The 26,129-nt window shown below is 65.7% G+C and carries 19 protein-coding genes; 9 read left to right on the forward strand and 10 right to left on the reverse strand.

What is annotated here, in order from left to right; translation table 11 throughout:
• Positions 1-95: 95 nt before the first annotated feature.
• On the reverse strand, positions 96-782 hold the full coding sequence (pcp, locus tag KYG_RS22800; RefSeq protein ID WP_008907301.1) for a pyroglutamyl-peptidase I: 687 nt from the start codon (positions 780-782) through the stop codon (positions 96-98).
• A 111-nt stretch (positions 783-893) separates the two neighbouring features.
• Here pcp and KYG_RS22805 point away from each other — a divergent pair, with 111 nt between their 5' ends.
• From KYG_RS22805 to KYG_RS22815, 3 genes are all read left to right on the forward strand, one after another.
• Positions 894-1,769, forward strand: coding sequence for a neutral zinc metallopeptidase (locus KYG_RS22805; RefSeq protein WP_008907302.1), 876 nt, complete (start codon positions 894-896; stop codon positions 1,767-1,769).
• Between the two features lie 191 nt (positions 1,770-1,960).
• Positions 1,961-4,096 (forward strand): SulP family inorganic anion transporter, encoded by a 2,136-nt coding sequence (locus KYG_RS22810; RefSeq protein ID WP_008907303.1) that lies wholly within the window; start codon positions 1,961-1,963, stop codon positions 4,094-4,096.
• Positions 4,097-4,439: 343 nt separating this feature from the next.
• Positions 4,440-5,957, forward strand: a complete 1,518-nt coding sequence (locus KYG_RS22815; protein WP_008907304.1) for a DEAD/DEAH box helicase — start codon at positions 4,440-4,442, stop codon at positions 5,955-5,957.
• 109 nt (positions 5,958-6,066) lie between these two features.
• On the opposite strand, the gene KYG_RS22820 is transcribed toward KYG_RS22815, so the two are convergent.
• From KYG_RS22820 to nosZ, 7 genes are all read right to left on the reverse strand, one after another.
• Positions 6,067-6,741, reverse strand: coding sequence for a nitrous oxide reductase accessory protein NosL (locus KYG_RS22820; protein ID WP_085942658.1), 675 nt, complete (start codon positions 6,739-6,741; stop codon positions 6,067-6,069).
• A gap of 8 nt (positions 6,742-6,749) precedes the next feature.
• The gene (locus tag KYG_RS22825; RefSeq protein WP_008907306.1) at positions 6,750-7,337 is read right to left on the reverse strand and encodes a nitrous oxide reductase accessory protein NosL; all 588 of its coding nucleotides are present in this window, start codon (positions 7,335-7,337) and stop codon (positions 6,750-6,752) included.
• A complete protein-coding gene (locus KYG_RS22830; RefSeq protein WP_008907307.1) occupies positions 7,334-8,149 on the reverse strand; it encodes an ABC transporter permease in 816 nt (271 codons plus the stop codon). The genes KYG_RS22825 and KYG_RS22830 overlap by 4 nt, the downstream gene beginning before the upstream one ends.
• An 8-nt stretch (positions 8,150-8,157) precedes the next feature.
• Positions 8,158-9,090, reverse strand: a complete 933-nt coding sequence (locus tag KYG_RS22835) for an ABC transporter ATP-binding protein (protein WP_008907308.1) — start codon at positions 9,088-9,090, stop codon at positions 8,158-8,160.
• The gene (locus tag KYG_RS22840) at positions 9,065-10,336 is read right to left on the reverse strand and encodes a nitrous oxide reductase family maturation protein NosD (protein ID WP_008907309.1); all 1,272 of its coding nucleotides are present in this window, start codon (positions 10,334-10,336) and stop codon (positions 9,065-9,067) included. Before KYG_RS22840 ends, KYG_RS22835 begins: the two co-directional genes overlap by 26 nt.
• A gap of 11 nt (positions 10,337-10,347) precedes the next feature.
• The gene (locus tag KYG_RS22845) at positions 10,348-12,975 is read right to left on the reverse strand and encodes a NosR/NirI family protein (protein WP_008907310.1); all 2,628 of its coding nucleotides are present in this window, start codon (positions 12,973-12,975) and stop codon (positions 10,348-10,350) included.
• A 215-nt stretch (positions 12,976-13,190) separates the two neighbouring features.
• A complete protein-coding gene (gene nosZ, locus KYG_RS22850) occupies positions 13,191-15,122 on the reverse strand; it encodes a TAT-dependent nitrous-oxide reductase (protein ID WP_008907311.1) in 1,932 nt (643 codons plus the stop codon).
• 690 nt (positions 15,123-15,812) lie between these two features.
• Here nosZ and KYG_RS22855 point away from each other — a divergent pair.
• Together KYG_RS22855 and KYG_RS22860 are read left to right on the forward strand one after the other, a co-directional pair.
• A complete protein-coding gene (locus tag KYG_RS22855; RefSeq protein ID WP_008907312.1) occupies positions 15,813-16,223 on the forward strand; it encodes a cytochrome c5 family protein in 411 nt (136 codons plus the stop codon).
• Positions 16,224-16,235: 12 nt separating this feature from the next.
• On the forward strand, positions 16,236-17,276 hold the full coding sequence (locus tag KYG_RS22860; RefSeq protein ID WP_050813926.1) for an FAD:protein FMN transferase: 1,041 nt from the start codon (positions 16,236-16,238) through the stop codon (positions 17,274-17,276).
• A gap of 10 nt (positions 17,277-17,286) precedes the next feature.
• Here the strand turns inward: KYG_RS22860 and KYG_RS22865 are convergent, their stop codons facing one another.
• Positions 17,287-18,132, reverse strand: coding sequence for a symmetrical bis(5'-nucleosyl)-tetraphosphatase (locus KYG_RS22865; protein WP_008907315.1), 846 nt, complete (start codon positions 18,130-18,132; stop codon positions 17,287-17,289).
• Positions 18,133-18,469: 337 nt separating this feature from the next.
• Between KYG_RS22865 and KYG_RS22875 the strand changes: the two genes are divergently transcribed.
• Positions 18,470-18,772 carry an H-NS histone family protein gene (locus KYG_RS22875; RefSeq protein WP_008907316.1) on the forward strand — a complete coding sequence of 101 codons (303 nt, stop codon included), beginning with the start codon at positions 18,470-18,472 and terminating at the stop codon, positions 18,770-18,772.
• A gap of 179 nt (positions 18,773-18,951) precedes the next feature.
• Here the strand turns inward: KYG_RS22875 and KYG_RS22880 are convergent, their stop codons facing one another.
• Complete coding sequence (locus KYG_RS22880) at positions 18,952-19,836, reverse strand: helix-turn-helix domain-containing protein (protein WP_008907317.1); 885 nt, start codon at positions 19,834-19,836, stop codon at positions 18,952-18,954.
• Positions 19,837-19,950: 114 nt separating this feature from the next.
• On the opposite strand from KYG_RS22880, the gene KYG_RS22885 reads away from it, so the two are divergent.
• The 3 genes from KYG_RS22885 to KYG_RS22895 all read left to right on the forward strand — a co-directional run.
• A complete protein-coding gene (locus tag KYG_RS22885) occupies positions 19,951-20,358 on the forward strand; it encodes a hypothetical protein (RefSeq protein ID WP_008907318.1) in 408 nt (135 codons plus the stop codon).
• A gap of 213 nt (positions 20,359-20,571) precedes the next feature.
• On the forward strand, positions 20,572-23,511 hold the full coding sequence (locus tag KYG_RS22890; RefSeq protein ID WP_008907319.1) for an aconitate hydratase: 2,940 nt from the start codon (positions 20,572-20,574) through the stop codon (positions 23,509-23,511).
• Between the two features lie 168 nt (positions 23,512-23,679).
• The coding region (locus tag KYG_RS22895; protein ID WP_008907320.1) for a diguanylate cyclase domain-containing protein at positions 23,680-26,129 on the forward strand (2,450 nt) is incomplete at its 3' end.

A 26,129-nucleotide genomic window follows, 5' to 3' on the forward strand; every position in this document is an offset into this window, starting at 1 on the left:
CAGGCTGGCTACGCGGTGGGAGCGGACAAGCCCCAGTCGCGCGCGGGATGTTGCCCGGGTAACTTGTGGCTGCAAGCGGCTGCCGGTGTTGGGGGTCAGTGGGTTGCGCCCGCGCCGAGGGCAATGTCTTCTGGCGTCAAGACGGCGGCCCATAAAGCGGCGTGGGTGCCGCGCACCATGTCTCGCAGCGCCAGGTGGGGCACGCCCTGGCCCGGCAGCCAGGGGACATGGATAAATCCGCCCCGGGCGCCCGCCGCGCCCGCACCCTGCGTTTGCAGCAGGTGCAGCAGGCCATACAGCACATGGTTGCAGACAAAGGTCCCGGCGGTCTGTGAAACCTCGCAGGGCACCCCGGCGCGCAGCACGCCCTGCAGAATGGCCTTGACGGGCAGACTGGAGAAATATGCAGCAGGCCCGCCGGGCACCACCGGCGTGTCGATCGGCTGGTGGCCTGCGTTGTCGGGGATGCGGGCGTCGTTGATGTTGATCCCCACCCGCTCCAGTGACAGGGCATTGCGCCCCCCGGCCTGGCCGAGGCAGACGACCAGCGCTGGCCGGTGTGTGGCCACCAGCGTTTCCAGTTGCTGCAGCGACTTGCCAAACACCGTGGACAGTTGCGCAGCCACCACGCGGCGCCCGGCAATGCGCTGTCCGTCCAGTGCTTGGGCCACCAGCCAGCTGGGGTTCAGGGTGTCTGTGCCAAAAGGGTCGAAGCCCGTGAGCAGGATCACGCCGGTGCTGTCAGCGGTGCGTGTGGACTGTGGATTTGATGGGTGCGCCATGAGGGACTGTAGGGTTTCTTCCCGAGCCATGGTAGTGGCTGCGCCGGGTACGTGCACGGCGCGTAATATGGCGGCATGGCCGTTCTTTCGGGATGGCACCGGAGGCACCGTATGAAGTGGGAAGGCAATCGCGAGTCGGACAACGTGGAAGACCGGCGCCAGGGCGGGGGCGGTGGTTCGCCGATCTTCGGTGGGCGCAGCATCGGCATCGGAACCATTGTGATTGCACTGGTGGGTGGCTGGGTGCTGGGTATCAACCCGCTGACCATTCTGGGACTGCTCAGTGGCGGCGGGCCGCCGGCACAGGTGCAATCGCAGGGGCCTGCACAACGCCCCCCGGCCGACGACACCATGGCCCGTTTTGTGTCGACCGTGCTGGCCGACACCGAAGACGTGTGGCAGGGCGTGTTCCGCCAGGGCGGCGGCACCTACCAGGAGCCGCGCCTTGTGCTGTTTCGGGGTGCCACACCCACGGCCTGTGGCACCGGGCAGGCGGCGATGGGCCCGTTTTACTGCCCGGCAGACCAGAAGGTGTACATCGACCTCGGGTTTTACGAAACCCTCAAGAACCGCCTGGGAGCGCCGGGCGACTTTGCCCAGGCCTATGTGATTGCCCATGAGGTGGGCCACCATGTGCAGAACCAGCTGGGCATCAGTGGCAAGGTCGACCAGATGCGCGGCCGCGTGAGCAAGGCGGAATACAACGCGCTGTCGGTGCGGCTGGAGCTGCAGGCCGACTGCTTCGCTGGCGTGTGGGCACATCATGCGCAGAACGCGCGGCAGGTTCTGGAGCAGGGCGACGTCGAGGAAGCCATGAACGCGGCCGCCAGGATCGGCGACGATGCACTGCAGCGCTCGAGCGGCGGGGCGATCGTGCCCGAAAGCTTCACCCACGGCACCAGTGCGCAGCGCCAGCGGTGGTTCCACACCGGTTTGCAAAATGGCAGCGTGAAGGCCTGCGACACCTTCGCCGCCCGGAGTCTTTGAAACACCCCCCTGAGCCGCTTCGCGGCTTCCCCCGCTCTCGCAACGCTGCGCGTTGCGGGCAGGGGGACGCAGCCAGCGCACGCAAGCGAAGCGCTGGCTACGCAGCTTGGCGGCCCTTGCGCAGCTGCCCGGGCATGGGCCGCGCCGGTTTTGTGGGGTGTGGGTGACATACGGCGCCATGGAGAACTGAGATGTCCCCTGCTGAGTCCCTGCAGCCTCTCCGGTCGCCGGGCATCGCCGCCGCGTGGTCGGCGGCGGCGGTCACGGTCCCGCATGCCGTCGGCCTGGGCCTGCTGGCTTTTGCGCCCTTGGCGGCAGACCATTCCCTGGCAGCACTGGCGTTGTGGTCGGCAGCCCTGCCGGGGCTGCTTCTCACGCTGGCGTTGCGGCGCGCGGGGGTGGTCTATGCGCCCACCACCGTGGTGGCGCTGCTGTTTGCGGCGGTGCTGGCCACCGCCCATGGCGCGGCGCCTGCGCTGGGCCTGAGTGCGCGCCAGGTACTGGCGGTGAGCGGGGCCACGGTGGCACTGGCGTTTGTGTTTCAGTGGCTGCTGGGGGTGCTGCGCCTGGCCTCGGTGGCGCGTTTCCTGCCCGTCTCGGTCACGCATGGCTTTGCGGCCGGGGTGGGGCTGTCGATGGTGGTGGGGCAGGTGCGCAACGGCTTTGGCGCGGGCGCAGATGCCTCGTGGGACGCGCGCACCGGTTGGCACCTGTTGGCGGCAGTCGCGGTAGTGGGGCTGGCGTGGGGTCTGCGCCGGCGCTGGCCCCGCATGCCGGGGCTGATGACCGCTGTGGCCGTGGTGGCGCTGGCCGTGGCAGCGGCGGGGCTCTGGGGCCGCGGGCTGGGGGATGTGTTTGCTCCTGCCGTGCAGCCCAGCGTGTTTGCCGGCCCGATGTGGCCGGACTGGACGGGCGTTCCCTGGGTGGCGCTGGCGCAGCGGTACGGGTCGGAGCTGGTGGTGCTGGCGCTGTTGATGGCGTTGGTCAACAGCCTGGAGATCCTGGTGTTCAACCAGGAGCTGGAGCTGGACCACGGCCTGCGCGGCAATGCCAACCTGACCCTGCGCCGCGAGAGCCTGCTGGGCGTGTTGTGCGGGCTGGCCGGGATGATTCCCGCATCCACCAGCGCATCGCGTTCGCGCATCGTGCTGGCGCAGGCGGGTGCGTCCCGCGACGCACCGCGCTGGCATGCCGGCATCATGCTGGGCGTGGCCCTGACGGGCGCCTGGTGGCTGCACTGGGTGCCCATGGCCTGTCTGGCGGGGGGGCTGGTGCTGGCGGGGCTCATGCAGGTTCCGGGGCTCATGTGGTCGCTGCGCTATGCACAACGCTCGCGGGTGACCTGGGCGCAAAGCTGGCTGGTGGCGCTGGTGTTTGCGGTGATGGGCGGCGTGGGCGCGCTGGTGGCGGGGCTGGTGGTGGCCACCTTCGTGCTGCTGCACGACTCTGCGGCCAAGGTGCTGCGCCATGTGCGGCTCGATGGCGAGCTGCGCTCGCGCCGGCTGCGGCGCGCGGGGTCGGACACCTGGCTCTCGCCGCGCATGAACCAGGTGGCCGTGTTTGAACTGCAGGGCGTGATGTCGTTTGGCGTGGCGGCCCACCTGGCCGAGCAGGTGCGCCTGCTGCTGCAGCCGCGCCACCGCTGGGTGATTCTGGATGCAGGCCGCGTGCCCGCCTGGGACAGCACGGCCTTGGCGCAGCTGCGTGCGCTGGTGCGTGATCTGGACCAGCAGGGCATTGCCGCCGCCGTGGCCTCGCTGGACCCGGTGGCGGCCGAGCAGGCGGGCGAGCCGGTGCGCGCCTTTGCCGACCTCGACCGCGCCCTGGAATGGGCCGAGGCCGGCATCCTCGCGCAGCGCCCCATCGAGCAGCGCCCGGCCCGCCCGGAGCGGGACCTGCTGGGCGAGATGGGCGAGGGCGTGCCCCGGGCAGCAGCCGAGGCCCTGATGGCGGTGCTGGAGCCACTGGCCGTGCCGCCCCATGGGGTGGTGTTCCGCGCGGGTGATACCGACCACGACCTGCTGGTGGTGAAGTCGGGCCACATCACGCTGGTGACCCAGTGGCCGCCGGACAAGGGGCTGCGCCTGGCCACGGTGGGGCCGGGCATGGCGTTTGGCGAGATGGCGTTTCTCAATGGTGCGGCCCGCAGCGCCTGCGCGGGCTCCGAGCGGGGGCCCGCGCACCTGGTGCGCCTGTCTCGGGCGCACTTTGACGCCTGGGCCCGGCAATACCCCGAGGCAGCGCTCACGGTGATGAATAACCTCGCCCAGATCGGGGCGAGGCGGCTGGCGGTGACCACACGGCAATTGCGGGCCGTACTGGAATAATTTTTGTAAGAAAAACGGCTGCAGCGCTTTATGGGTAAGCGCTATAAGCTATCAAATATGAAGCATTCGAGCCGAAAATTGCCCTCGAAAGAATGCGCTCTGTACCACGCCGACTGGGTGAAAAATCGCTTTTCGGGCCACCGGTGCGACAATAGGCAGCTCAGGCAACGCTGAACAAGTCATTTGCGCAATGCGCATTCCCCGCACAGGGGCCGGTTTGTGGCGTTGCAAATCCTTGCGATAACCCCGGTTATCGCTGCGGTTTGCGCCTTGCAGCCAGCCCTTCCCAGGGGCGTGCCACATTGCTCAGACAATTTCAGCGTCGCCTACAGACACGCTTTTAATGACAAGTTCCTTTTCCAATCTATCGCTGGCTGAGCCGCTGGCGCGTGCCGTAGCCGAAATGGGCTACGAGTCCATGACGCCCATCCAGGCGCAGGCCATTCCGGTGGTACTCACCGGCCAGGACGTGATGGGTGCCGCCCAGACGGGCACCGGCAAGACCGCCGCGTTCTCGCTGCCCTTGCTGCAGCGCCTGCTCAAGCACGAGAGCAGTTCCACATCCCCGGCCCGCCACCCCGTGCGCGCCCTGGTGCTGTTGCCCACGCGCGAGCTGGCCGACCAGGTGGCCCAGCAGATTGCGCTGTATGCCAAATACACCAAGCTGCGCAGCACCGTGGTGTTTGGCGGCATGGACATGAAGCCCCAGACCATCGAGCTGAAAAAAGGCGTCGAAGTGCTGGTGGCCACGCCTGGCCGTTTGCTGGACCACATCGAAGCCAAGAATGCGGTGCTCAACCAGGTCGAGTACGTGGTGCTCGACGAGGCCGACCGCATGCTGGACATCGGTTTCCTGCCCGACCTGCAGCGCATCCTCTCGTTCCTGCCCAAGCAGCGCACCACGCTGCTGTTCAGCGCCACGTTCTCTCCCGAGATCAAGCGCCTGGCCAGCAGCTACCTGCAAAACCCCGTCACCATCGAGGTGGCCCGCCCGAACGAAACGGCCTCCACCGTGGAGCAGCGCTTTTACAGCGCGGGCGACGACGACAAGCGCCGCGCCATCCACCAGGTGCTCAAGAGCCGGGGCATCAAGCAGGCATTCATCTTCGTGAACAGCAAGCTCGGTTGTGCCCGTCTGGCGCGCAGCCTGGAGCGCGAAGGCCTCAAGACCACCGCGCTGCATGGCGACAAGAGCCAGGACGAGCGCCTGAAGGCGCTCGAAGCCTTCAAGAGCGGCGAGGTCGATCTGCTGGTGTGTACCGATGTGGCCGCGCGTGGCCTGGACATCAAGGACGTGCCGGCGGTGTTCAACTTTGACGTGCCGTTCAACGCCGAAGACTACGTGCACCGCATTGGCCGCACGGGCCGTGCGGGCGCATCGGGCCTGGCGGTCACGCTGGTGTCGGGCAGCGATGCCCGCCTGGTGGCCGACATCGAGAAGCTGATCAAGAAGAAGATCGAACTCGAAGCCATCGAATACGAAGAAGACCAGCCAAGCATTCGGAATCAAGGCCGCATCAACGACGGCCGCCGCGCCTGGCGCGAAGCTGGCGAGACGGGCGATGGACGCGATGCCATCCCGGCGGCCCCGCGCCGCGAGCGCGAACGCGAACGCGAACACCGTGGTGGCCGCGAAGCCCGCGAGCCGCGTGAACAGCACCGGGGCTTCCGCCCGGCCGTTGCCTCGCGCGATCCGTTTTTTGAAAAGCCGTATGAAGCCAGTGCGCCTGCCGATGCGGCGCCCGCCTGGGAAGCGGCCAAGTCGGCACCGCGCAGCAGCGTGTCGGCCAACATCAAGCCCAAGCGCAAGGTGGCTGCCCTCTTCAAGGCGGCCCAGCCGGAAACCTCGGCGCAGGGATGAGGACCAGGCCTTGTTCAAGGCCTTTTTTCATGGTTTCATAGTCTTTTTGGCCTCTCGCGCTTGCTGTGCAAGCGCAGTCAGCTACAAAATTGGTAGCTAAAGCATCCCGTCAACCCGCGTGTTGACGGTGGTCTGCCCGCAGGTTGGGTGCCAGCCCGCGCAGCAGGGCCGCATCGATGGCGTTGAATGCAAGCGCCCGTCCGCCGCGCTGCTGCACAAACTGCTGCGCAGCGTCCGTACTTGCAAAGGCGGGAAGGTTGCCCGCCCGCATCGGGCCCATGGCCGAAGACCCCGCCACATACACCGCCTCCTGGGCGTTCAGCCACTGCCCCGTAGCCGTGTCGGTGACATACCGGGCCACAAGTGAATCGGCTGTGCGGCCGCGTGTGTAGTGGGCCACGTTGCCCTGGTAGAGCATCAGGCTGAGCGGCGAGTCGAAAAAGAAGGCGTCTCCGTCTGAAAAGATCACCTGCGCCGCCCATGCCCGCGCGCGGGCGGGGTACATGCCGCACACGGGGCAGCGCGCGTCGGCGGGCACTTCGCGTGCGTCAGCTACGGCCTGGCCCAAGGCCGGGTCGTAGGGCGTAGGCGGAGCCACCACACAGACATCGTCGCCGACGCCGTCCAGCGCCGATGCGCTGCTGCGCCCGGATGGCCCGCGCTGGTGCAGCGTCCAGCCCACCAGCCCTGCCGAACCCAGCAACAGGGCCGCCACCGCACGGCGCCGTGATGGCGAGTGCGGCGGATGGTGTGCCTGCTGGCGCGATGGAGCGGGAGTGGGCATGGCCGTGGTCACATGCGCGTGTCGTGCAGGGCGCCCCCGCTCAGGTCCACCATGTCGGCCTTGATGTCGCCAAAACGCAGCACCTTGCCGCCATATTCGGTGGCGAATTTCTGGGCGTCGGCCTCCTGCGCAAAGCTGCCGATGGTGGGGCCCATGGAGCCGTGGCGCTTGCTGCCCACCACGTACACCGCCGCCTTTGCGTCGATCCAGTGGCCTTTGGGCGCATCCCAGTCGGCCTGGCCCATATCCTGCACATAGACGGCGCGCACGGCACGCACCTGCTCGCCGGCCAGGAGCGTGCTGAACAGCTCCACGGTGTCGCAAAAGAAGGAAGGCTGGCTTTGCCCGACAAAATGCACCTGTGCCTTGGGGCCGGGGTAGTCGGCCAGGAGCATGCCGTCCAGCTCACAGCTGGTGGAGCGGTCGATCTCCACGGGGGCGAGCGATTGCGCCTCGCCGGCCCGCTCGCCGCAACCGGCCAGCAGGCCCAGCGACCCCAGCGCCGCCAGCGCGGCCAGGCCGAGAACGTGGCGACGGTCGCCACAGGCATCAGAGTTGTCGGCGTGGCGCCGGCGGCAGGAACAGGTGTATTTCATGGTTTGAATCTCCAGTTGGCCAGGGCCAGGGGGACGATGATCCAGGCCAGCATCACGCCACCCATGGTGGTGGGGCTGCCCATGGACGACGGCACGACACTGGCCAGTCCATAGAGCGTGCGCACATCATCGAGCGAGAACACGTTGAGAATGCGGAACACATCGGCGGGGTTGAGCAGCAGCAGCCACGCGAACACCTCGCCGCCAAAGCGGCCACCCGTGCCCACCAGCGCCCCGAGCAAGAGCAGGTCGAACACCAGCACGAAGAAGAACCAGGTGGCGATGGCCAGGCCCGAGGCGCGCGTGCGGTCGCGCGCCAGCACCGACAGCAGCACCGCCAGGCTCAGAAACGCCAGGCCGAGCAGCACCGAGCTGAGCATGAACCCGAAGTAGTGGTACATGCCGGCCCAGCTCATCTGCCGCGACAGCAGCACCGCCACCAGGCCAAAGCCCGCCAGCGTGGACAGCGTGAGCGCGGCCGCCAGGCCAAGGTATTTGCCCAGCAGCAGCTCGAAGCGGGTGATTGGCAGGGACAGCAGCAGGTCGAGCGAGCCGCGTTCGCGCTCGCCCACGATGGCATCAAAGCCCAGCAGCAGCGCGATGAGCGGGATGAGGTAGATCACCAGGCTGACCAGGCTGGCGATGGTGAACTCGATCGAGCGAAAACCCACGGCGCCCTGCTGCGCGCCGCCAAAGTAGGCGATGACGAGCGAGAACACGGTGAAGACCAGCGCAACCGCCAGCACCCAGCGGTTGCGCATGCGGTCGCGGAATTCTTTCGCGGCGATGGTGAGGATTTGCGTCAGTTCCATAGCGTCTTTCAGTCGGCAAACCCGAAGAACACGTCTTCAAGCGACGGCTCCAGCATCTTGAGGTCGTGCACACGCGCGCCAAACGGCGCCAGCGCCGCCAGCACGGCCATTTTTTGCGCGCGCGGGCAGCGCAGGCGCAGGCCGGTCGGCAAGGTTTCGGGCGATGCGCCCGTGACGGCCTCCAGTGCCTGGGCCACGGCGGGGGCGTCTTCGGCACCCAGCTGCAATTCGAACACCAGCGGCATCTGCGTCTGCTCGCGCAGCGCCTGCACGCTGCCCACGGCCTGGACCTTGCCGGCCGACATGATGGCCAGGCGGTCCACGCGCTCTTGCAGCTCGGCCAGGATGTGCGAGGTGATGATCACCGTCACGCCCTGGGCCTGCAGCCCGCGCAATGTGGCATAAAAATCGCGGATGGCCTGGGGGTCGAGCCCGTTGGTGGGCTCGTCTAGAAACAGCACCTGGGGCGCGCCCAGCAAGGCCTGCGCAAACCCGAGGCGCTGGCGCATGCCTTTGGAGTACTCGCGCACCGGGCGATTGCCGGCATGCGCCAGACCCACACGCTCGAGCACCGGCTGGCACTGCGCCAGCGGCGCATGCTTGAGCCGGGCAAAGAAACGCAGGGTTTCCAGGCCGTTCAGGTTGTCGTAGAGCACAACGTTCTCGGGCAGATAGCCCAGGTGGCGCCGCGCGGCCCGAAAGCCCCGCCCGCCGACCTGCGCACCGCCGATCCGAATCTCGCCCTGCGTCAGCGGCACCAGGCCCAGCATCATCTTGAACAGCGTGCTCTTGCCCGCGCCGTTGTGCCCGATCAGGCCGAAAATTTCGCCGCGCGGAATCTCCAGATCGACGCCATCGACGGCATGCAGCGCGCCATAGTGCTTGCTCACGCCGCGCAGCGAGACCGCTGGGCCGTCACTGGCCGGAAAAGTGCTTGCCACGCCATTCACTCCATTGTTGGTGGGTTGGTTGCATGCGCGGCTTGGGGTCCACCACCGAAGGCACGCGCAGGACCGGAAACTGCTGGCCCACCAGGCGCAGGGCCTGCACCGCGGGGCTGGCCAGCAGCAGCTTCATGCTGGGATGGCGCCAGGTCAGGCGGTCCACCATGTCGTTGGCCTCGTAGGGTACGTCGCCCGTTCCGTTGCCGTCACGGTCCCAGCCGAGGTAGTTGCTCCAGTGGTTGCCGCTCTTGGTGCCCCAGCGCTCGTCGCGCGCGCCCACGTAGCGCACCTGCTCGCGGTTGCCGATGAAGTCGTTGCCCTCCACCTCGTTGCGCGTGGAGCCGGCCGCCAGGTGCACGCCCACCACGTTGTCCACCACCAGGTTGCCATTGAGCTTGATGTACTCGACGTCGTAAATGAAAAAGCCCCGGTTGTTGCCGGCCACGATGTTGTTCTCGATCACCGAGTCCTGCAGGGTGCGCAGCATGATGCCGTGGTCGGAATTGCCCCAGGCGCGGTTGTTGCGCACCACCTGGTCGCGCACTTCCATCAGCGCCAGGCCGCCCCGGTTGTAGTAGGTGTCGTTGTCTTCCCACAGGTTGTGGTACGAGTTCATGTAGTGCGTGCCGTAGCGGCTGTGGTGCAGCCGGTTGCCCCTGAACACGGCGTGGTGCGACACATCGACATACAGCGCATCGCGCACGAAGCTGATGTTGTTGCTGAAAATGCGCGCACGCTGGGTGTTGTAGAGCTGGATGCCGTTGCCACGCTGCGACGAACCGTATTCGCGCTTGCCGGTGATGGTGTTGCGCTCGATGAGCACATCATCGGCCTTCTCGATCCACAGGCCGAACAGGTTGTAGGTCAGGTCGCAGTTGCGCACCACGGCCCGATGCGCGCCGGGGAAAAGGTAAATACCGGCGTTCTGGTGCTTGAGGCTGTCGCCCGAGTCGCGCACGATCAGGCCCTCGATCACCACATCCGGGGCGGTGACCCGGATGGTGTCGCCCTGGTTGCCACCGCTCAGGGTGGGGCGGTCGATGCCGCGCAGCGTGAGCGGCTTGTCGATCAGCAGGTTGACCGGGTACAGGCCGCGCGCCACCTCGATCACATCGCCCGGTGCGGCGGCCTTCACGGCGGCGGCCAGGTCCTGGCCGGGCTGGACCGACACCGTGGCGGCACCGGCCAGGCATGCCCCGCCCAGCCCCGCCAGCACGATCAGCGCGGCGCGCACAGAGCGCATGAACAAAGGCCTCATAAGTTCAGCAAGCCCAGGGCCTTGAGTGCAAGGAAGAGGGTGGCCCCGATCAGCAGGTTCTTGAAGCCCACATAGCTCAGCATGTCCATCACGCTGGCCGCGCGGTAGTTGCCGCGCCACCAGACGCCGTCCTTCACGTAGCGGCGGCCGGACAGGCGGATCAGCACCTCGTACACGCTCCAGCCAAACCACCAGCCAATGATGGCTGCCGAAGAGAGGCTGCCCAGCGCCGTCATCACCCAGGCCACGGTGGCCGCCACCGCCAGGGAGAACCCGGCCACCTGCAGCGCCCGCTGGCTGCGCCAGCCATCGGTGCTCCAGGGCCAGAAGTGGTCGCGCAGCTCCATCAGAATCCACCGCAGGCGGGACTCGCCCGCCTTGTGGAAGGGCGCCACCGGGTCGGTGGGCATGCGCGGGTCGGGGCCGTTCTTGGCCTTGGCGCTGATCTGCTCGGTGAAGCTGGTGGCGGGGTGGATCGGAATGAAATACCCGTTGGCGCCGATCGGCGTGATCTCCAGGCCGTCCTTTTCGCGGCGCTTGCGCTCCTTGGCCAGCGGCGGGCAGCCCTTGGTGTCGGTATACAGAATCATGCAATCGAGGCAGTGCAGGCATTCACGGTGGTCGATGCGGCCATCGGCATCAATCGCCTGCGCTCCGCAGCCCACGGCGCAGGCCTTGCAGCTGTTGCAGTCCTGTTTGCGCTTGAGGCCAAACCAGCGGAACGTGCTGGGCATGGCCAGCGAGGCGCCCAGCGGGCAGACATATTTGCAATAGGGCCGTTCGATAAAGATCGACACACCCAAAATCACTGCCACGAACAGGGCGTAGGGCCAGGCGCGGTTGCTGATGCCCACGAGGAACGTGGTCTTGAAGGGCTCCACCTCGGCAAGTTTTTCGGCAAGGCCCATGGAGAACATTGAGACCACCAGCAGGCCGAAGAAGATCGCGTACTTGAGCCACTTGAGCCGGTCGTGCCATTTCTGCGGCAGCTTGGTCTGAAACCGGCCCAGGCCTACAAAGCGCGCCACCTTGTAGATGGACTCCTGCAGCGAGCCAAACGGGCACATCCAGCCGCAGAACAGGCCGCGCCCGAACAGGAACACGGTGACGATGATGAAGATCCAGAACAGGAAAATGAACGGATCGGACAGGAACAGCGACCACGTCCACTGGAACAGCAGCGAATGGAACCAGGTCAGCACCTGCGTGATGGAGGGCTGCGCCATCAGGCCAAAGCCCACCCACAGCATGCTGATGGCCCAGAAGCTGTACTTGAAGGCGTTCACGGGCCACTTGTTCTTGTGGGTGGAAAGGCGCGTGAGCTTCTCGCGGTAGGCGTACACCACCGTGACGGCTAACAGCACCAGGGCGAACAGGGCAATCGAGACAGCCTGTGTCTTCCACACGCGCACCCAGGGTGCGTCGGGCTCCACCACTTTGGGACGCCCGCCGTCCAGCAGGTTGGCGGGCAGCCAGTATTTGGATTCGAAAACGGCAAAGCTGCGGTGGCCCGTGGCGCGGTCTACGCGGTTGCCCAGGAAAGCCAGCTTCCAGGGGAAGGCTGCGGAGAAGGCTGCCGAGCGGACCACAAAAATGGCCGATTCGCTGTAGCGCGGGGCACCGGCTGCCTCCAGGCCATACAGGTTGTAGGAGTCCAGATCGCGGAAGGTGAACGAGTCTGCACCCTGCTTGACCTGCACGCGGTCGTAGATGCCCCCGCGCACAAACCCCGAGCCCTTGAACGACTCCACGCCGCCCGTGCGGATGACGAAGAAGGCGCTTTCCTGCGGCTGAAGCCGCGAGCGCAGGTTCTCGAAGCCGCGTTCACCCAGCAGGCTGCGCCCAAGGTCGGGGTGGTTGAGGTCACCAAACCACAGTTCGATGAAAGGCTCGGGGCCCCGCGGCAAGCCGACCTGTTCGGGCTTGACGAGCAGGCGTTGCACCACGCCCATTTGCGCCAGCTGGGCCCAGTCGTAGCGCTGCCCGCTGGTAATGAATTTCGCGGGCTCGCGCACGGTGGGCTCGATGATGCCCGTCTGTCGCGCCACGGCGGCGCCCGACATCGTCACCACCTGGTTTTGCGCAATCACCGTGACGGTGGCGCCGGAGATGGCATCCAGGCCAATCACGTTTTCCTCGGGCCTGGACGGGCCGACTTCCAGCGTGTCCTGGACAGACTTGCCCAGGTACTGGTTGTTGAAATTGATGAGCGCCGATTCGGGGATGCCCAGCAGCAGGATGGGCTCTGAGTGCTTGAGCACTTTGACGCCCACGTAGTGGCCCTTGAGGTCCATGCCGATCAGCGTGACCACCGGCTTGCCCGAGTACGCGGGGGTGTCGGTGATGTCGGTGGAGAGCATCACATAGCCCAGCAGCTTCTTCTGGGCCGAGTCGTTGTCGTAAGCCTCTGCGTAGGGCGGCTGGCCCTTGCGTTCGGAAAAGTGTGTGGCCCCCGGGAACACGTCCTTGCAGGGCACCAGGGCGCACATGTCGCGCGCGGTGGCCAGATCGGCAGGCAGCTCGGCCTCGTAGGCGCCTGATGCGGCATGGGCGCGCGGCGCCAGCCAAAGGGCTGCCAACAAGACCAGAAGAAGCGTGGCGAACTGCCGACGGAGGGGAATCATGGGACTATCTTTTTGATAGCTGTTCGCGCTTATCTATCAAGCGCTAGCGGCCAATTTTGTTCAAATTAGGGCGCAGTTGTCACAACTGGCGCGCCCCAGACCAGGGATGCAGAGCAAGGGCCGCCCCGCAGCGAGTGCATCGTCCCCCTTCCCGAATCGCGCAGCGATTCGAGAGAAGGGGGAAGGCGCGCAGCGCCTCAGGGGGATGCTCCGAATCAAGCTTCCACAATCATCCGTGTGCGCATCTCCAGGTGGAGCGCGTGGCAGAAGTGGGTGCAATAGCACCAGAACACGCCGGGCTGGTCGGCCACGAAGCTCACCGACTTGGTTTCCAGCGGGTTGACGATGAAGTTGACGTTGTAGTTCGGAATGGCGAACCCGTGCGTCAAGTCTTCGATCTTGTCGAGGTTGGTCAGGATCAGTGTGACCTCGTCGCCCTTCTTGAGCTTGAACTCGCGCAGGCTGAAGGCCGGTGCCTGTGAAGTGATTTTCACGGTGACCTTCTTGCCATTGCGGAACACGCCGGATTCCTTGGGATCCTTGATGGCCAGGGGCGATTCGTCCAGATCGTAGACCTGCTTGGGCTTGACCAGATCACGCTTGAAGATGATGAAGTCATGGGGCTCGCCACGCACGGGGTGGTCGGCCAGCAGCACCATCTTGTCGCCGCTGATGTCGATGAGCTGTTCGTTCTCGGGGTGCAGCGGGCCCACGGGCAGGAAGCGGTCTTTCGAGAACTTGCAACCCACGGCCAGGTACTTGCCGTCGGCAGCGATGGTCTCGGACTGCGAGGCGTTGATGTGGCCCGGCTGGTAGTGCACATCCAGGCGGTCTACCACGTACTTCGCGCTCTTGTCGCCAGCGTGGAACTTGATGGCAGCCTCCACGTTCCACTTGACCACCTGGCTGTCCAGGAACAGCGTGGTGTAGGCGTTGCCACGGCCGTCGAAGGCGGTATGCAGCGGGCCCAGGCCGATTTCCACTTCGGCAACGATCGCGTCGTCGAGCTTTTCCATCTTGCCGTCGAACCAGTCGAGCACCTTGGCCAGCTCGATCACGGTGGCGGTGGGCGAGAGCTTGCCGGCGCAGATGAAATACTTCTGGTCGGGGCTGGCGTTCACGCCGTGCGGGTTCTTGGGCACGCTGACGTAGGCGGTCAGAGCGGTCTTGGGGTCCTTGTTGGCTTCGTGCGTGCCATCGACCACGGGCACCTTGGAAGAGCCGATGGTCTTGAACTTGCCGGCCTTGACGGCTTCTTCGATGCGCGCAATGTTGAAGAACAGGCAGGCGTCGCGCTCGGCGGACATCATGTCCTCGTACTTGGCGCCCATCTCGACGTTGTACTGGTTCGTTGCTGCCAGCTTGCCGTCGTACGAGGTGGCGGTCAGATCGCAGTTGCCGTCAATCAGCACCTGCCAGCGCACTTCCATGGTCTCGGCGTCCACGCAGGTGAACATCGAGCGGTATTTGGTGTGGTCTTCGCTGCCGGTGTTGGGCAGCGGGATGCCGAATTCAGCGCCGCAGAACACGCGCGTGGTGTAGTTGATCGCCGGATCGACAGGGTCGCGCTTGTCGGGGAAGATGCCGTGGAAGCCCTGCACATTGGGCAGCTGGGTGATCTTGTCGCAAACGAAGTAATCGAGGCGCACGCGCGCGATGCGGCTGTTGATCTTGTCGTTGATCCAGGCGTAACGGCCGTCGTAGTTGCCGTCCTTGTAGGAGGCGTGCGTGTGGTGGGTATCTGCCACCGTGTAGCGCAAGCTGCCATCGGCCTTGGTGCCCATGATGGCCTTGGATTCGTTGGTGATGCCCCAGCCGACGAGTGCATCGGGGACGAAGCAGGGAATGCGGTGAATTTCGCGACCCGAGGGCAGACCCAAAATGCGCATGTCGCCGGTGTGGCCACCGCTCCAGATGCCGTAATAGGTGTCGAGTTCACCGGGTTTGAGGTGGACCGCGTTGGCGGCAGCCGAATGGGCCGCAGCAGGCGCTGCAACAGGCCCCGACGCCGTCGTGGCAGGCGCGCTGGCAGGCTTCTCGGTGCAGGCGGCTACGCCGGCAGTAAGGCCTGCAAGGGCTGCGGTGTTGATGAAACGGCGACGGCCAAGGCCGATGGTTTCAGGGGTTGCTTCTCTCTTGTTACTCATGGTTCACCTCTTTAGGATTCACTTACAAAAAAACAGGGGGCGCGCGTGCAGGAGGAGGTATTGCATTGGCAACCCTGTCCCGCAGCACGGGAGGAACGGAGGACGGCGATGTGGTCGCCAAGGCGCAGGCCGGGAACGGGACTGTCGCTGGCACCGGCGTGCCACCGAAAAGGCACTGGGGGCACTGGGGGCACTGTGAGTCTGCGCTGCCAGAGTGGGTGGTGGCGCCATCGTCAACGAGGACCAGCTTCAGGGCGCCCCCCATCGAGCACACCGCATCGAGCATCTTTTGCGGCTGGACCAGGGGAGCAGCAGTCGCTGCACCCAATGACAGCAGAAGCCATGCCAGGATCCAGCAACGGAATCGGGTCACGGGCTGTAGGGATTGCATGGGATCGAATATAGATTCATGTAATATGAATCAAATTGATCTAGGTCATACATTGACGTCCAAACCGCTCGCGTCTGTGAAGCACTCTCCATTACATTGTTGGTGTTGCGTCGCGCAGTGCATCCTTCTTATGATGCATTTCAGGTGCGTCAAATGCGAAGTGTTAAGAGGCTTGCGTTGTTCATGATCCGGCGCGGCGTTCGGTGCAGGCGTACCGCGGTGCTTGCAGGTGTTGTTGGCACATGTGGCTTCGGCCCCTGCTTTTCCCGTCTTTCATCCATACCAAAACAGGAATACCCATGAAAAAACTCTCCAGTCTTCTCGCGGTCGCTGCAGTCTCACTGACGCTGGCGGCTTGTGGCGACAAGAAGCCGGCTGATGCGCCAGCTCCCGTTGCAGCGCCTGCCGCGGCACCGGCACCTGCTGCGGCCCCGGCCCCGGCACCGGTGGCAGAGAACACGGTGGGCAAAAGCGTCTACGGAAAAACCTGCGCCATGTGCCACGCCGCCGGCGTGGCGGGCGCGCCCAAGCCGGGCGACAAGGCCGATTGGGGACCACGCATTGCGCAGGGCAAAGACACCTTGTACAAGCACGCCATCGAGGGCTACACGGGCTCCAAGGGCATGATGCCCGCCAAGGGGGGCGCCGCCAACTTGACCGACGATGAAGTCAAGGCTGCGGTGGACTACATGGCCGACCAATCCGTTTGACGGCGGCGCGCCATGAACTCCGCTCCAAGTACGGCATTCAGCCCGTTGAGGCGCCGGATCGCCATGGCGCTGCCCTTGCTGGGGTGTGCGCCCTGGGTGTCGGCCACCCCGGGTGCGCAGTCGCCGCAGCGTGTATCGCGCCCCTTGATGGGAACACAGGTGGACATCGTGGTCGATGGTCTGGATGCGCCTTTGGGGCGCCATGCTATCGACCAGGCCTACGCCGAGATGGCGCGCCTGGAGGCGCTGCTAAGCCGCTACCGGCCTGACAGCGCGGTCAGCCGCATCAGCCGCGCCGCCGGGATCCAGCCTGTGGAGGTTCCGCCCGAAGTGATGCGGCTGCTGCAGGCAGCACAGCAGATGCACGGCTTCAGTGGCGGTGCTTTTGACATCACGGTGGGCTCGCTCAAGGGCTGGCGGTTCGAGGCGGGCCATCAGGGCGCGCCCTCCGCCAGCGAGATTTCCCGGCAACTGCGGCGTGTGGATGCGCGCCGTCTGGTGCTGGATGAACGGGCCGGCACCGCTTACCTGGCCGAGCAGGGCATGGCGCTGGATCTGGGTGGCATTGCAAAGCTGCCCATTCTTGAGGCGGGCATGCAGGTGCTGCGCAACCACGGGGTGGGCCATGCGCTCATCAATGGTGGCGGCGATGTGCTGGTCATGGGCCAGCTGCAGGGGCGCCCCTGGCGTGTGGGCCTGCGCGACCCCCGCGCGCCAGAGCGTTTGCTGGGCGTGCTGCCCGTGCAGGGCCGGGCGGTGGTGGCTTCGTCGGGCGACTACGAGCGGTTCTTCATGGCGGCGGGGCAGCGCAGACACCATATTCTGGATCCCCGCACGGGGTACCCGACTGGCGGTGTGCACGGCGTGAGTCTGCTGGCCCGTGATGTAGCCGAGGTGAACGGGCTCGGCGCCGCCATGATGGTGCGCGGCGCCAAGGCCGGACAGGCCCTGGTGGCCCGTCGGCCGGGCGTGCAAGCGCTGGTGGTTTCGCAGGACGGTGGTGCCTGGTATTCCGCCGGCATGGCTGCCTCGATGGAGCGCGTGGCTGCCTGAACGGTTTTGTTCAGGTGCCCGGTTGCTGCGAGGCTTCGCAGTGCACCTGCAGCAGTTCGCGCTCCGCCAGCGTGGTGCCAAAACGTACTGCACTCAGGCATCCGCCCCATACGCACCCGGTGTCCAACCCCAGCAGATCGCTGCGGTTGAGCCAGCCGAGTGTGGACCAGTGCCCGAACGCTGTGAGCGTGCCCGCAGTCTGCCGCCCCGGCACATCGAACCAGGGCAGCAGGCCCGGCGGGGCTGCGCTGGCGCTTTCGGTGCTTTCAAAATCCATGGCCCCTTCGGCAGAGCAGAACCTCAACCGGGTCAGCGCGTTGACGATGACCCGCAGGCGGTCGGTACCTTGCAGATGATCACTCCATCGGTCGGGCGTATTGCCATACATGGCCTGCAGGAACGCCCCCAGGTGATCGCCGCGCAGCACGGCCTGCACCTCGTGCGCGTACGCCAGGACGTCCGCAGCCGACCAGCTGGGCAGAACGCCCGCGTGCACCATCAGCAGGGTCTCGCCTGCATGGTCGTGCGTGCGGGCCAGTGGCTGCTGGCGCACCCAGTCCAGCAGGGCTTCGCGATCGGGAGCCTCCAGCACCGAGTGGAGGGTGTCGCGCCGGGAGGGCGCGCGCGCACCGTGCGCAGTGGCCAGGAGGTGCAGGTCGTGGTTGCCCAGCAGGCAGCGCAGTGCATCGCCCTGGCGCATGCAACGGCGCAATACGGCCGCTGAATCAGGCCCCCTGTTGACCAGATCCCCCAGCAGATAAACGGTGTCCCGGCTGGGTGAAAAGCCGATGGTGTCCAGCAGGCGCCCCAGCGCGCCATCACATCCCTGAATGTCACCAATGCAATAAAGAGCCATGTGCGGTGGTTCTGATTTTTGTCGATAGAAGAGGGTATTTTCAGTGCTTTTCGCAGGCACCAGCACGGTGCTGTATGCACGGTGGTGTATTGCAGCGCTTGAATATGGCGTTCCCGGCGCGCATTGTGCTCTTTGGGGGCGCAAAGCGACGCGGGGCCGGATATTGGCTGCTGTGGCGTGAGCAGCGCGGTTACCCAGGGGGCGGGGGCAGGCACACGCTGGCGCCAATATGCTGCATGGTGTTAATCGGGTACCAGAATTTAATTTTGGGGTGCTTGTGTAAAAGTTTTTTCTTGTTCTTATAATCCCACGTCTTTCACCCTCTTAAATCCAGACCATGACCAGCTACAAAGAACTGTTGAAGCAGCGCGAAGCCCTTGAGCAACAAATCAGCGAAGCCCGGCGCCGGGAATTGTCAGACGCGGTAGCGCAGGTCCGGTCTCTGGTGTCAGAGTTTGGTCTCACCCCCCAGGATGTTTTTCCGGCTGGCAAGGGTGCCGGCAAGACGGGGCGCAGCTCCATGGCAGGTACCAAGGTGGCTCCCAAGTACCGCAATCCCGCAACCGGTGAAACCTGGACAGGGCGCGGTAAGGCACCCAAGTGGATTCAGAATGAAAACCGCGAGAAGTTTGCGATTTAAGGCTGCGTCATCTGCCCTGCACCAAAAAGCCCGCTTTTGCGGGCTTTTTTAATGCGCAATCCTTGAGTTTGGCTGCAGTTACACGGCGGCGCTGCGCGTGTTTGGTGGCACCCGCAGGGCATATAGGGGCTGCACCGGCATGACCGCGCCGATCCGCAGTTTCCGCAAATGCGGGTATCTCATGTCACCACTTGCGGCGCCGCGTTTTCCTGAGCGAGCTTTCGCAATACCCTGCTGGTGAAATCGTCTGCCGGGAAGAAAGATTCCACCGCCAGTTCCTGAAGGGTCACGTCCACCGGCGTTCCGAATATGGTCGTGGTGCTGATGAGTGACAGCATTCCGTGCACGCTTTCAAAACAGAAAGGCATTACCACGCCCAGCATTTCCCCAGCGAGCACGAGGTTACTGGATTCGGGCGGGGCCGGATATTGCTGCAGTTCCGCCTGCAAGGCCATCAGCGCGGGATCTGCGGTGGCCTGAATCTGCTGGCGCAGGCGCTCCAACAGGTGGGCACGCCACTGGGCAAGGTTGGCAATGCGCGGCGCCAGCCCCTCAGGGTGCAGGCTCAGACGGAACACGTTGATGGGCGGTACCAGCAGTGCGGGGCTGACGTGCGCAGCCAGCAGTGCGTGGGCGGCCTGGTTGGCGGCCACCACGTTCCAGCAGCGGTCCAGCGCAATTGCGGGGCAGGGCTCGTGGCCCTTGAGCACCAGCTCCACCGCCTGGCGCGCGGCGGCCAGCGCGGGGTCGTCCAGTGCGCGCTCGCGGTACATGGGTGCATAGCCAGCGGACACGAGCAGGGCGTTGAGCTCGCGCAGCGGAACGGCCAGGCGCTCGCACAGGCGCAGCACCATGTCGCGGCTGGGGTTGGTGCGGCCGGTTTCCATGAAGCTCACGTGCCGAGGGGAGATATCCGCTTCGTCGGCCAGCGCCAGCTGGCTCAGGTGCCGCTGCTGGCGCCAGGTGCGCAGGTGGTCGCCAAACGAGGTGGGCCCCGCCGGTGCCACGCGGTGCGGCAAGGGATGGCGCGGGGGGCGGTGGGAGGACGGTGCGGGGGAGGTCATGGCCGCCATCCTAGGCGCAAACCACACACGGGCCATTACCTGGCAGGTCATCGACGCGATGCGCCAGGGCGGGAACGATGGAGCCTTCTTTCTTCCTCAACCAAGGAGCTTTCCATGTTCAAGCTGATGTCCTCCCCCCGATTCCTGCGTGCCGTGGTCTGGTTCGATGCCTCCACGGGGGTTGTGCTCGGCGCCCTGCACCTGCTGCTGACAGCGCCCCTGGCTGACTGGCTGGGCCTGCAGCCCGGGCTGCTGCAGGTGACGGGTGCCATGCTGCTGGGCTATGCGGCCCTGGCCATGGCGATTGCCCGGTCCGAGCCCATGCCGCGTGGCTGGCTGTGGGTGCTGATCGTGGGCAACTTGGCCTGGGCGTTGGCCAGCCTTGTGCTGCTGCTGGGCTCCACACTCACGCCCACCTTGCTGGGCCAGGCCTATTTGCTGGTGCATGTGGTCTCGGTGGCCATGCTGGCCGAGCTGCAGTGGTTTGGCGTGCGCCGCCTGCCCACCTGGGCTGCGGCGTGATGGAGCTCGGCTGTTGCTCCTGAAAACATAGCTACTCGCGCTCGTCCATCAAGCGCCAGGGCCATTTTTGATGCCGATATCGGGCAAGGCGGCATGGGGTGGGCGCCCCGACCACGCCGCACAGGTTTGGGTGCCGCGTTGGCATAGCCCCACGTTTGCACCGTCATGCGAGGCTGCCAGAATAGGCCTTGTTGCCTTTCTCAGGAGTCCGTCATGGCCGTATCACGCAAGTTGTCGCCCACGCCCGCCCGCCACGCGTTTGCCAGCACCCTCAAGAGTTTCAAGACAGTGTCTGGCAAAGAAGGCCAGTTCTACTCGCTGCCTGCACTGGCCAAGCAGTTTCCCCAGATCAGCCGCCTGCCCGTGTCGATCCGCATCGTGCTCGAGTCGGTGCTGCGCAACTGCGATGGCCGCAAGGTGACCGCCGAGCATGTGCGCGAGCTGGCCCACTGGGCTCCCAATGCCCCGCGCACCGACGAGATTCCGTTTGTCGTATCCCGCGTGGTGCTGCAGGACTTCACCGGCGTGCCGCTGCTGGCCGATCTGGCCGCCATGCGCAGCACGGCCGCGCGCCTGGGCAAGAACCCCAAGAAGATCGAACCGCTGGTGCCCGTGGACCTGGTGGTGGACCACTCCATCATGGTCGATCACTATGGCAAGAAGAATTCGCTCGACCTGAACATGAAACTCGAATTCCAGCGCAACCGCGAGCGCTACGAGTTCATGAAATGGGGCATGCAGGCCTTTGACACCTTTGGCGTGGTGCCCCCGGGCTTTGGCATCGTGCACCAGGTCAACCTCGAATATCTGGCGCGCGGCGTGCACAAGCGCAAAGATGGCGTCTACTACCCCGACACCCTCGTGGGCACCGACAGCCACACCACCATGATCAACGGCATTGGCGTTGTGGGCTGGGGCGTGGGCGGCATCGAGGCCGAGGCCGCCATGCTGGGCCAGCCGGTGTACTTCCTCACGCCCGATGTGGTGGGCTTCGAGATGACAGGCCAGCTGCGCGAGGGAGTGACCGCCACCGACCTGGTGCTGACGGTGACCGAGCTGCTGCGCCAGCACAAGGTGGTGGGCAAGTTCGTCGAATTCTTTGGCGAAGGCACACGCACCCTGGCGTTGCCCGACCGGGCCACCATCGGCAACATGGCGCCCGAGTACGGCGCCACCATGGGCTTCTTCCCGGTGGATGAGAAGACCATCGACTACTTCAAGGGCACGGGCCGCACCAAAACCGAAATCGAAGCGTTCGAGGCCTACTTCAAGGCCCAGGGCCTGTTTGGCGTACCGCTGGCGGGCGAGGTGGACTATTCGCAGGTGGTGAAGCTCGACCTTGGCAGCGTCACCCCCAGCCTGGCCGGCCCCAAGCGCCCGCAGGACCGTATCGAACTGGGCAAGGTCTGCAGCCAGTTTGCCGACCTTTTCAGCAAGCCCAATGCGCAAAACGGTTTCAACCGCCCGGCCGAGCTGCTGCACACGCGCCACCACGTGCGCAGTGGCGACACCCCGTCTCTGCTGGCCCCGCCCGAAGAGAAGCCCGCGCCGTCTGGCGCGCCACGGTTTGTGGTGGAGATGGAGCAGAATAAGCCCACCCTGGCGGCGGCGCACGCCGAGGTAACCGCCCAGAAGGCCAGCCGCACCGGCGACGTCACGGTGGGCAACGGCGACGTGCTGATTGCCGCCATCACCAGCTGCACCAACACCAGCAACCCCAGCGTGCTGCTGGCCGCAGGCCTCCTGGCCAAGAAGGCGGTGGAGGCGGGCCTCAAGGTGCAGCCGCACATCAAGACCTCTCTGGCGCCTGGCTCGCGCATCGTCACCGAATACCTCACGGAAACCGGCTTGTTGCCCTACCTCGAAAAGCTGGGCTTCGCGGTGGCAGGCTATGGCTGCACCACCTGCATCGGCAATGCGGGCGACCTCACGCCCGAACTGAACGAAGCCATCACCAGCAACGACCTGGTGTGCGCGGCCGTGCTGTCGGGCAACCGCAACTTCGAGGCGCGCATCCATCCCAACCTCAAGGCCAACTTCCTGGCCAGTCCGCCGCTAGTGGTGGCCTATGCCATCGCGGGCACGGTGCTCAAGGACCTGATGACCGAGCCGGTGGGCAAGGGCAAGGGCGGGCGCGACGTGTACCTGGGCGACATCTGGCCCAGCAGCGACGAAGTCCACGTCCTGCTCAAGTTCGCAATGAACGGCAAGGCCTTCCGCGAAAACTACGCCCGGGTGGCCACCGACCCCGGCAAGCTGTGGGAGAAGATCCGGGGCGTGACCGGCACGGCCTACACCTGGCCCGCCAGCACCTATATTGCCGAGCCCCCGTTCTTTGCCCATTTTGCTCTCGAAAAAGGAGCTGCTGGCGCAGATGGTGCAAGCGCTGGAGCCCAATTTGACTCCAAACTTCCTTCGGTGATGGGTGCGCGCATCATGGCGTTGTTTGGAGACTCCATCACCACCGACCACATCTCGCCCGCGGGCTCCATCAAGGAGACCTCTCCGGCAGGGCAGTGGCTGTTGCAGCATGGCGTGATGAAGCAGGACTTCAACAGCTACGGCGCGCGGCGTGGCAACCACGACGTGATGGTGCGCGGCACCTTTGCCAACGTGCGCATCAAGAATCTCATGATTCCGCCCACCGCGGACGGCTCGCGCGAGGAGGGCGGTGTCACGGTGTTCCAGAACGAGGGCACGCTGCAGGGCGAGAAGATGTTCATCTTTGATGCCGCCATGCAGTACATGGCGCAGGGCACGCCCACCGTGGTGTTTGCGGGCGAGGAGTACGGCACCGGCTCCAGCCGCGACTGGGCCGCCAAAGGCACACAGCTGCTGGGCATCAAGGCTGTGGTGGCCCGCAGCTTCGAGCGCATCCACCGCTCCAACCTGGTGGGCATGGGCGTGCTCCCGTTGCAGTTCAAGGCCGGAGATTCCTGGGAGTCGCTCGGCCTGGTGGGCAACGAAGTGATCGACGTGATCCCCGACCCTGCGCTCACGCCGCAAAGCGATGCCCGGCTGGTGATCCGGCGCGCCGATGGATCGTGCGAGGAAGTCACGGTGACGCTGCGCATCGACACCCCCATCGAGGTGGACTACTACCGGGCAGGGGGCATCCTGCCGTTTGTGCTGCGCCAGCTCCTGCAGGGCTAGCGGCATCCAGCGGGGCCTCGGCCCCGTTTTTTTTGGGGTGTCGAGGAAAACCCGCACGCTGCCGGGGTGCGCAGGGCGCAAAAATCCGGGGCTACTGGTGGAGGTCTTACTCCTAGATACACTTGTTGGAAACACCTTCCGCCAGTCTGCCCACCCCCGCCCGCCACCATGCCGCATACGAACAATTCCCCACGGCCCCGGCGTGCGCGCTGGCCGCTGGCGGACGCCCCGGCGCTGACCGTGGTGCTGGTCGTGGCGTCGCTGGCATTGGTGATGGTGCCGATGGGCAGGATGCTGGGCGAGGGCGCTCAGGCACAGCACGGTCTGGAGCCGTTCATGGAGCTGGTGGCCGTGTTGCTGGGGCTGCTGGTCGTCTCGGTCTCGCTGCACACGCTCGAAGCGTCCGAGCAGCAGCGTGCCAATGTGCTGGTGGTGGGCTTTGGCATCGCCGCAGCCTGCAACTTCCTCCACGGTGTCCTCGCGCATTCCACGCCCGTGCACATGCCTTCGGGGTCGGCCAACATCTCCCTGTGGCTCAGCAGCTGGGCGCGGGTGGTGGAGGTCATCACGCTCGTGCTCACGGCGGCACGCACGGCACTGCCCGGCCCGCCCAAGGCGTGGCTGGCGGCCGCGGGCGCCGGGCTCCTGCTGCTGCTGGTTTCTGCCTTGGGGCCCCTGCCGGGCTGGTTTGCTGCAGCGGCAGGCGGCGGGTTGCGGCAGTACCTGGCATTCACGCTGGCGGCCGGGCTGGCCGTGGCGGCCGTCTGGCTGCACCGTGGCAACGGGCCGCGCGAACGCGTTTTTGCTTGGGCTGCGCTGGCTTTTCTGTGCGGTGAGCTCACCGTGGGGCTGCTGGGCGGCCACTCGCAGGTAAGCGGGCCGCTGGCCCATGCGCTGCGGGTGGTGGCTTACGCGCTGCTGTACCAGGCCGTGTTCGATGCCGGTATCCGGCTGCCGTTTGCGCGGGTGCAGGAGGCCGAGCGCCGGCTGCGCGAGAGCGAGGGGCGCCTGACCCTGCTGGGGCGCAACCTGCCCCACAGTGTGCTGTTCCAGGTGGTGCGGGAGGTGGACGGCCGGACCCGCTTCGCGCACATGGGCGATGCCGTCGAGCGCCTCAACGGCGTGCGCGCGCAGGACGTCATGGACGACCCCAAGGTGCTCTACCGCCAGGTGCTTGCAGAGGACATCGGCCGCCTGCGCCAGGCCGAGCGCGAATCATTTCTGACGATGAGCAGCATGGAGGCGGTTTTTCGCGTGCGCCGCACCGATGGTCAGGTGCGCTGGATGCATCTGAGCTCGTCGCCTCGCGGGCTCGACGACGGGCGCGTGGTGTGGGATGGCGTGCAGACCGACATCACTGCCCACCACGAAGCCGAGGAGGCGGCGCACGCCAAGGAAGCGCTCATGGCCGCCATGCTGCGCCAGGTGCCCGGCGGCGTCGCCCGGATCGACCGCGACATGCGGGTGATGTATGTGAACGAGCAGCAGGCTGCATGGCTGCGCCGCTCTGCGGACGAACTGCAGGGTCAGCGGTTGCAGGAAGTGCTGCCGCCCGCGCTGATGCAGCGCATGCAGCCACATTTCGACAAGGCGTTCTCCGGCCAGACCACGGTGTTTGAAAACCGCATTGAAGGACCGGATGGCATACAGGTGCGCCATACCACCATCGCCCCGGAAACGGTGGGCGAGCAGGGTGTGCCTGCCGTTGTGGTGTATGCCTACGATCTCACCGAGCTCAAGCGGGTCGAGGCGGAGCTGGCCGAACAGAAGGCCCGGCTGGCCAGTGTGGTCAGCGCCATACCCGACATGGTGTTCCTCAAGGATGCCGATGGTGTGTACCTGTCGGTCAACCCGGTGTTCGAGCGTTTTGCGGGGCGGCCAGAGCAAGAGATTGTGGGCCGCAGCGACATTGACCTGAATGCGCCGGAAGTGGCAGCGCGCTTTCGCAAATACGACCTGCGCGCCATGCAGGCCTGGCAGCCGCTGGTTTATGAAGAAACGCTCACGTTTGCCGAAGACGGCTACCAGGGCCAGTTCGAGACCATCAAGACCCCCATTCGCGACCTGACGGGCCGCGTGACCGGTGTGCTGGGCGTGTGCCGCGACATCACGGACCGCAAGCGTGCAGAGCAGGAAATCGAACGCCTGGCCTTCTACGACGCCCTCACCGGCCTGCCCAACCGACGCCTGCTGCTCGATCGCCTGCAGCGCTCCATCGCCGCCTGCCAGCGCACCAAGGCCCTGGGCGCCCTGCTGTTCATCGACCTCGACAACTTCAAGGATCTGAACGACACCCTCGGCCACGACGTGGGCGACCAGCTTCTGGCCCAGGTGGCCACCCGGCTGGTGGGCTGCGTGCGCGAAGCCGACACCGTGGCCCGCTTTGGCGGCGACGAATTCGTCGTCATGCTCGAAACCCTGGCCCCCGACCTGCAAGACGCCGCCACCCAGGCAGAAACCGTGGCCGAGAAACTCCTGGCCAGCCTGAACCAGCCGTTTGACCTGGACGGTGCCCAGCACTACAGCACCCCCAGCATCGGCATCACCCTCTTTGGCGACGAACGCCTGTCGGTGGACGAACTCCTCAAACGCGCAGACCTGGCCATGTACCAGGCCAA

Origin of the sequence: Acidovorax sp. NO-1, assembly GCF_000238595.1 — a bacterium.
Lineage (GTDB): Bacteria > Pseudomonadota > Gammaproteobacteria > Burkholderiales > Burkholderiaceae_C > Acidovorax.

Coding starts and splice junctions, on each gene's coding strand:
- KYG_RS22865 (WP_008907315.1), bottom strand. CDS start 18,132: ATGGCTCTTTATTGCATTGGTGACATTCAGGGATGTGATGGCGCGCTG.
- KYG_RS22820 (WP_085942658.1), bottom strand. CDS start 6,741: ATGCCCACTCCCGCTCCATCGCGCCAGCAGGCACACCATCCGCCGCAC.
- KYG_RS22885 (WP_008907318.1), top strand. CDS start 19,951: ATGTTCAAGCTGATGTCCTCCCCCCGATTCCTGCGTGCCGTGGTCTGG.
- KYG_RS22860 (WP_050813926.1), top strand. CDS start 16,236: ATGAACTCCGCTCCAAGTACGGCATTCAGCCCGTTGAGGCGCCGGATC.
- pcp (WP_008907301.1), bottom strand. CDS start 782: ATGGCGCACCCATCAAATCCACAGTCCACACGCACCGCTGACAGCACC.
- KYG_RS22875 (WP_008907316.1), top strand. CDS start 18,470: ATGACCAGCTACAAAGAACTGTTGAAGCAGCGCGAAGCCCTTGAGCAA.
- KYG_RS22805 (WP_008907302.1), top strand. CDS start 894: ATGAAGTGGGAAGGCAATCGCGAGTCGGACAACGTGGAAGACCGGCGC.
- KYG_RS22840 (WP_008907309.1), bottom strand. CDS start 10,336: ATGCGCTCTGTGCGCGCCGCGCTGATCGTGCTGGCGGGGCTGGGCGGG.
- KYG_RS22880 (WP_008907317.1), bottom strand. CDS start 19,836: ATGACCTCCCCCGCACCGTCCTCCCACCGCCCCCCGCGCCATCCCTTG.
- KYG_RS22830 (WP_008907307.1), bottom strand. CDS start 8,149: ATGGAACTGACGCAAATCCTCACCATCGCCGCGAAAGAATTCCGCGAC.
- nosZ (WP_008907311.1), bottom strand. CDS start 15,122: ATGAGTAACAAGAGAGAAGCAACCCCTGAAACCATCGGCCTTGGCCGT.
- KYG_RS22855 (WP_008907312.1), top strand. CDS start 15,813: ATGAAAAAACTCTCCAGTCTTCTCGCGGTCGCTGCAGTCTCACTGACG.
- KYG_RS22825 (WP_008907306.1), bottom strand. CDS start 7,337: ATGAAATACACCTGTTCCTGCCGCCGGCGCCACGCCGACAACTCTGAT.
- KYG_RS22845 (WP_008907310.1), bottom strand. CDS start 12,975: ATGATTCCCCTCCGTCGGCAGTTCGCCACGCTTCTTCTGGTCTTGTTG.
- KYG_RS22815 (WP_008907304.1), top strand. CDS start 4,440: ATGACAAGTTCCTTTTCCAATCTATCGCTGGCTGAGCCGCTGGCGCGT.
- KYG_RS22810 (WP_008907303.1), top strand. CDS start 1,961: ATGTCCCCTGCTGAGTCCCTGCAGCCTCTCCGGTCGCCGGGCATCGCC.
- KYG_RS22890 (WP_008907319.1), top strand. CDS start 20,572: ATGGCCGTATCACGCAAGTTGTCGCCCACGCCCGCCCGCCACGCGTTT.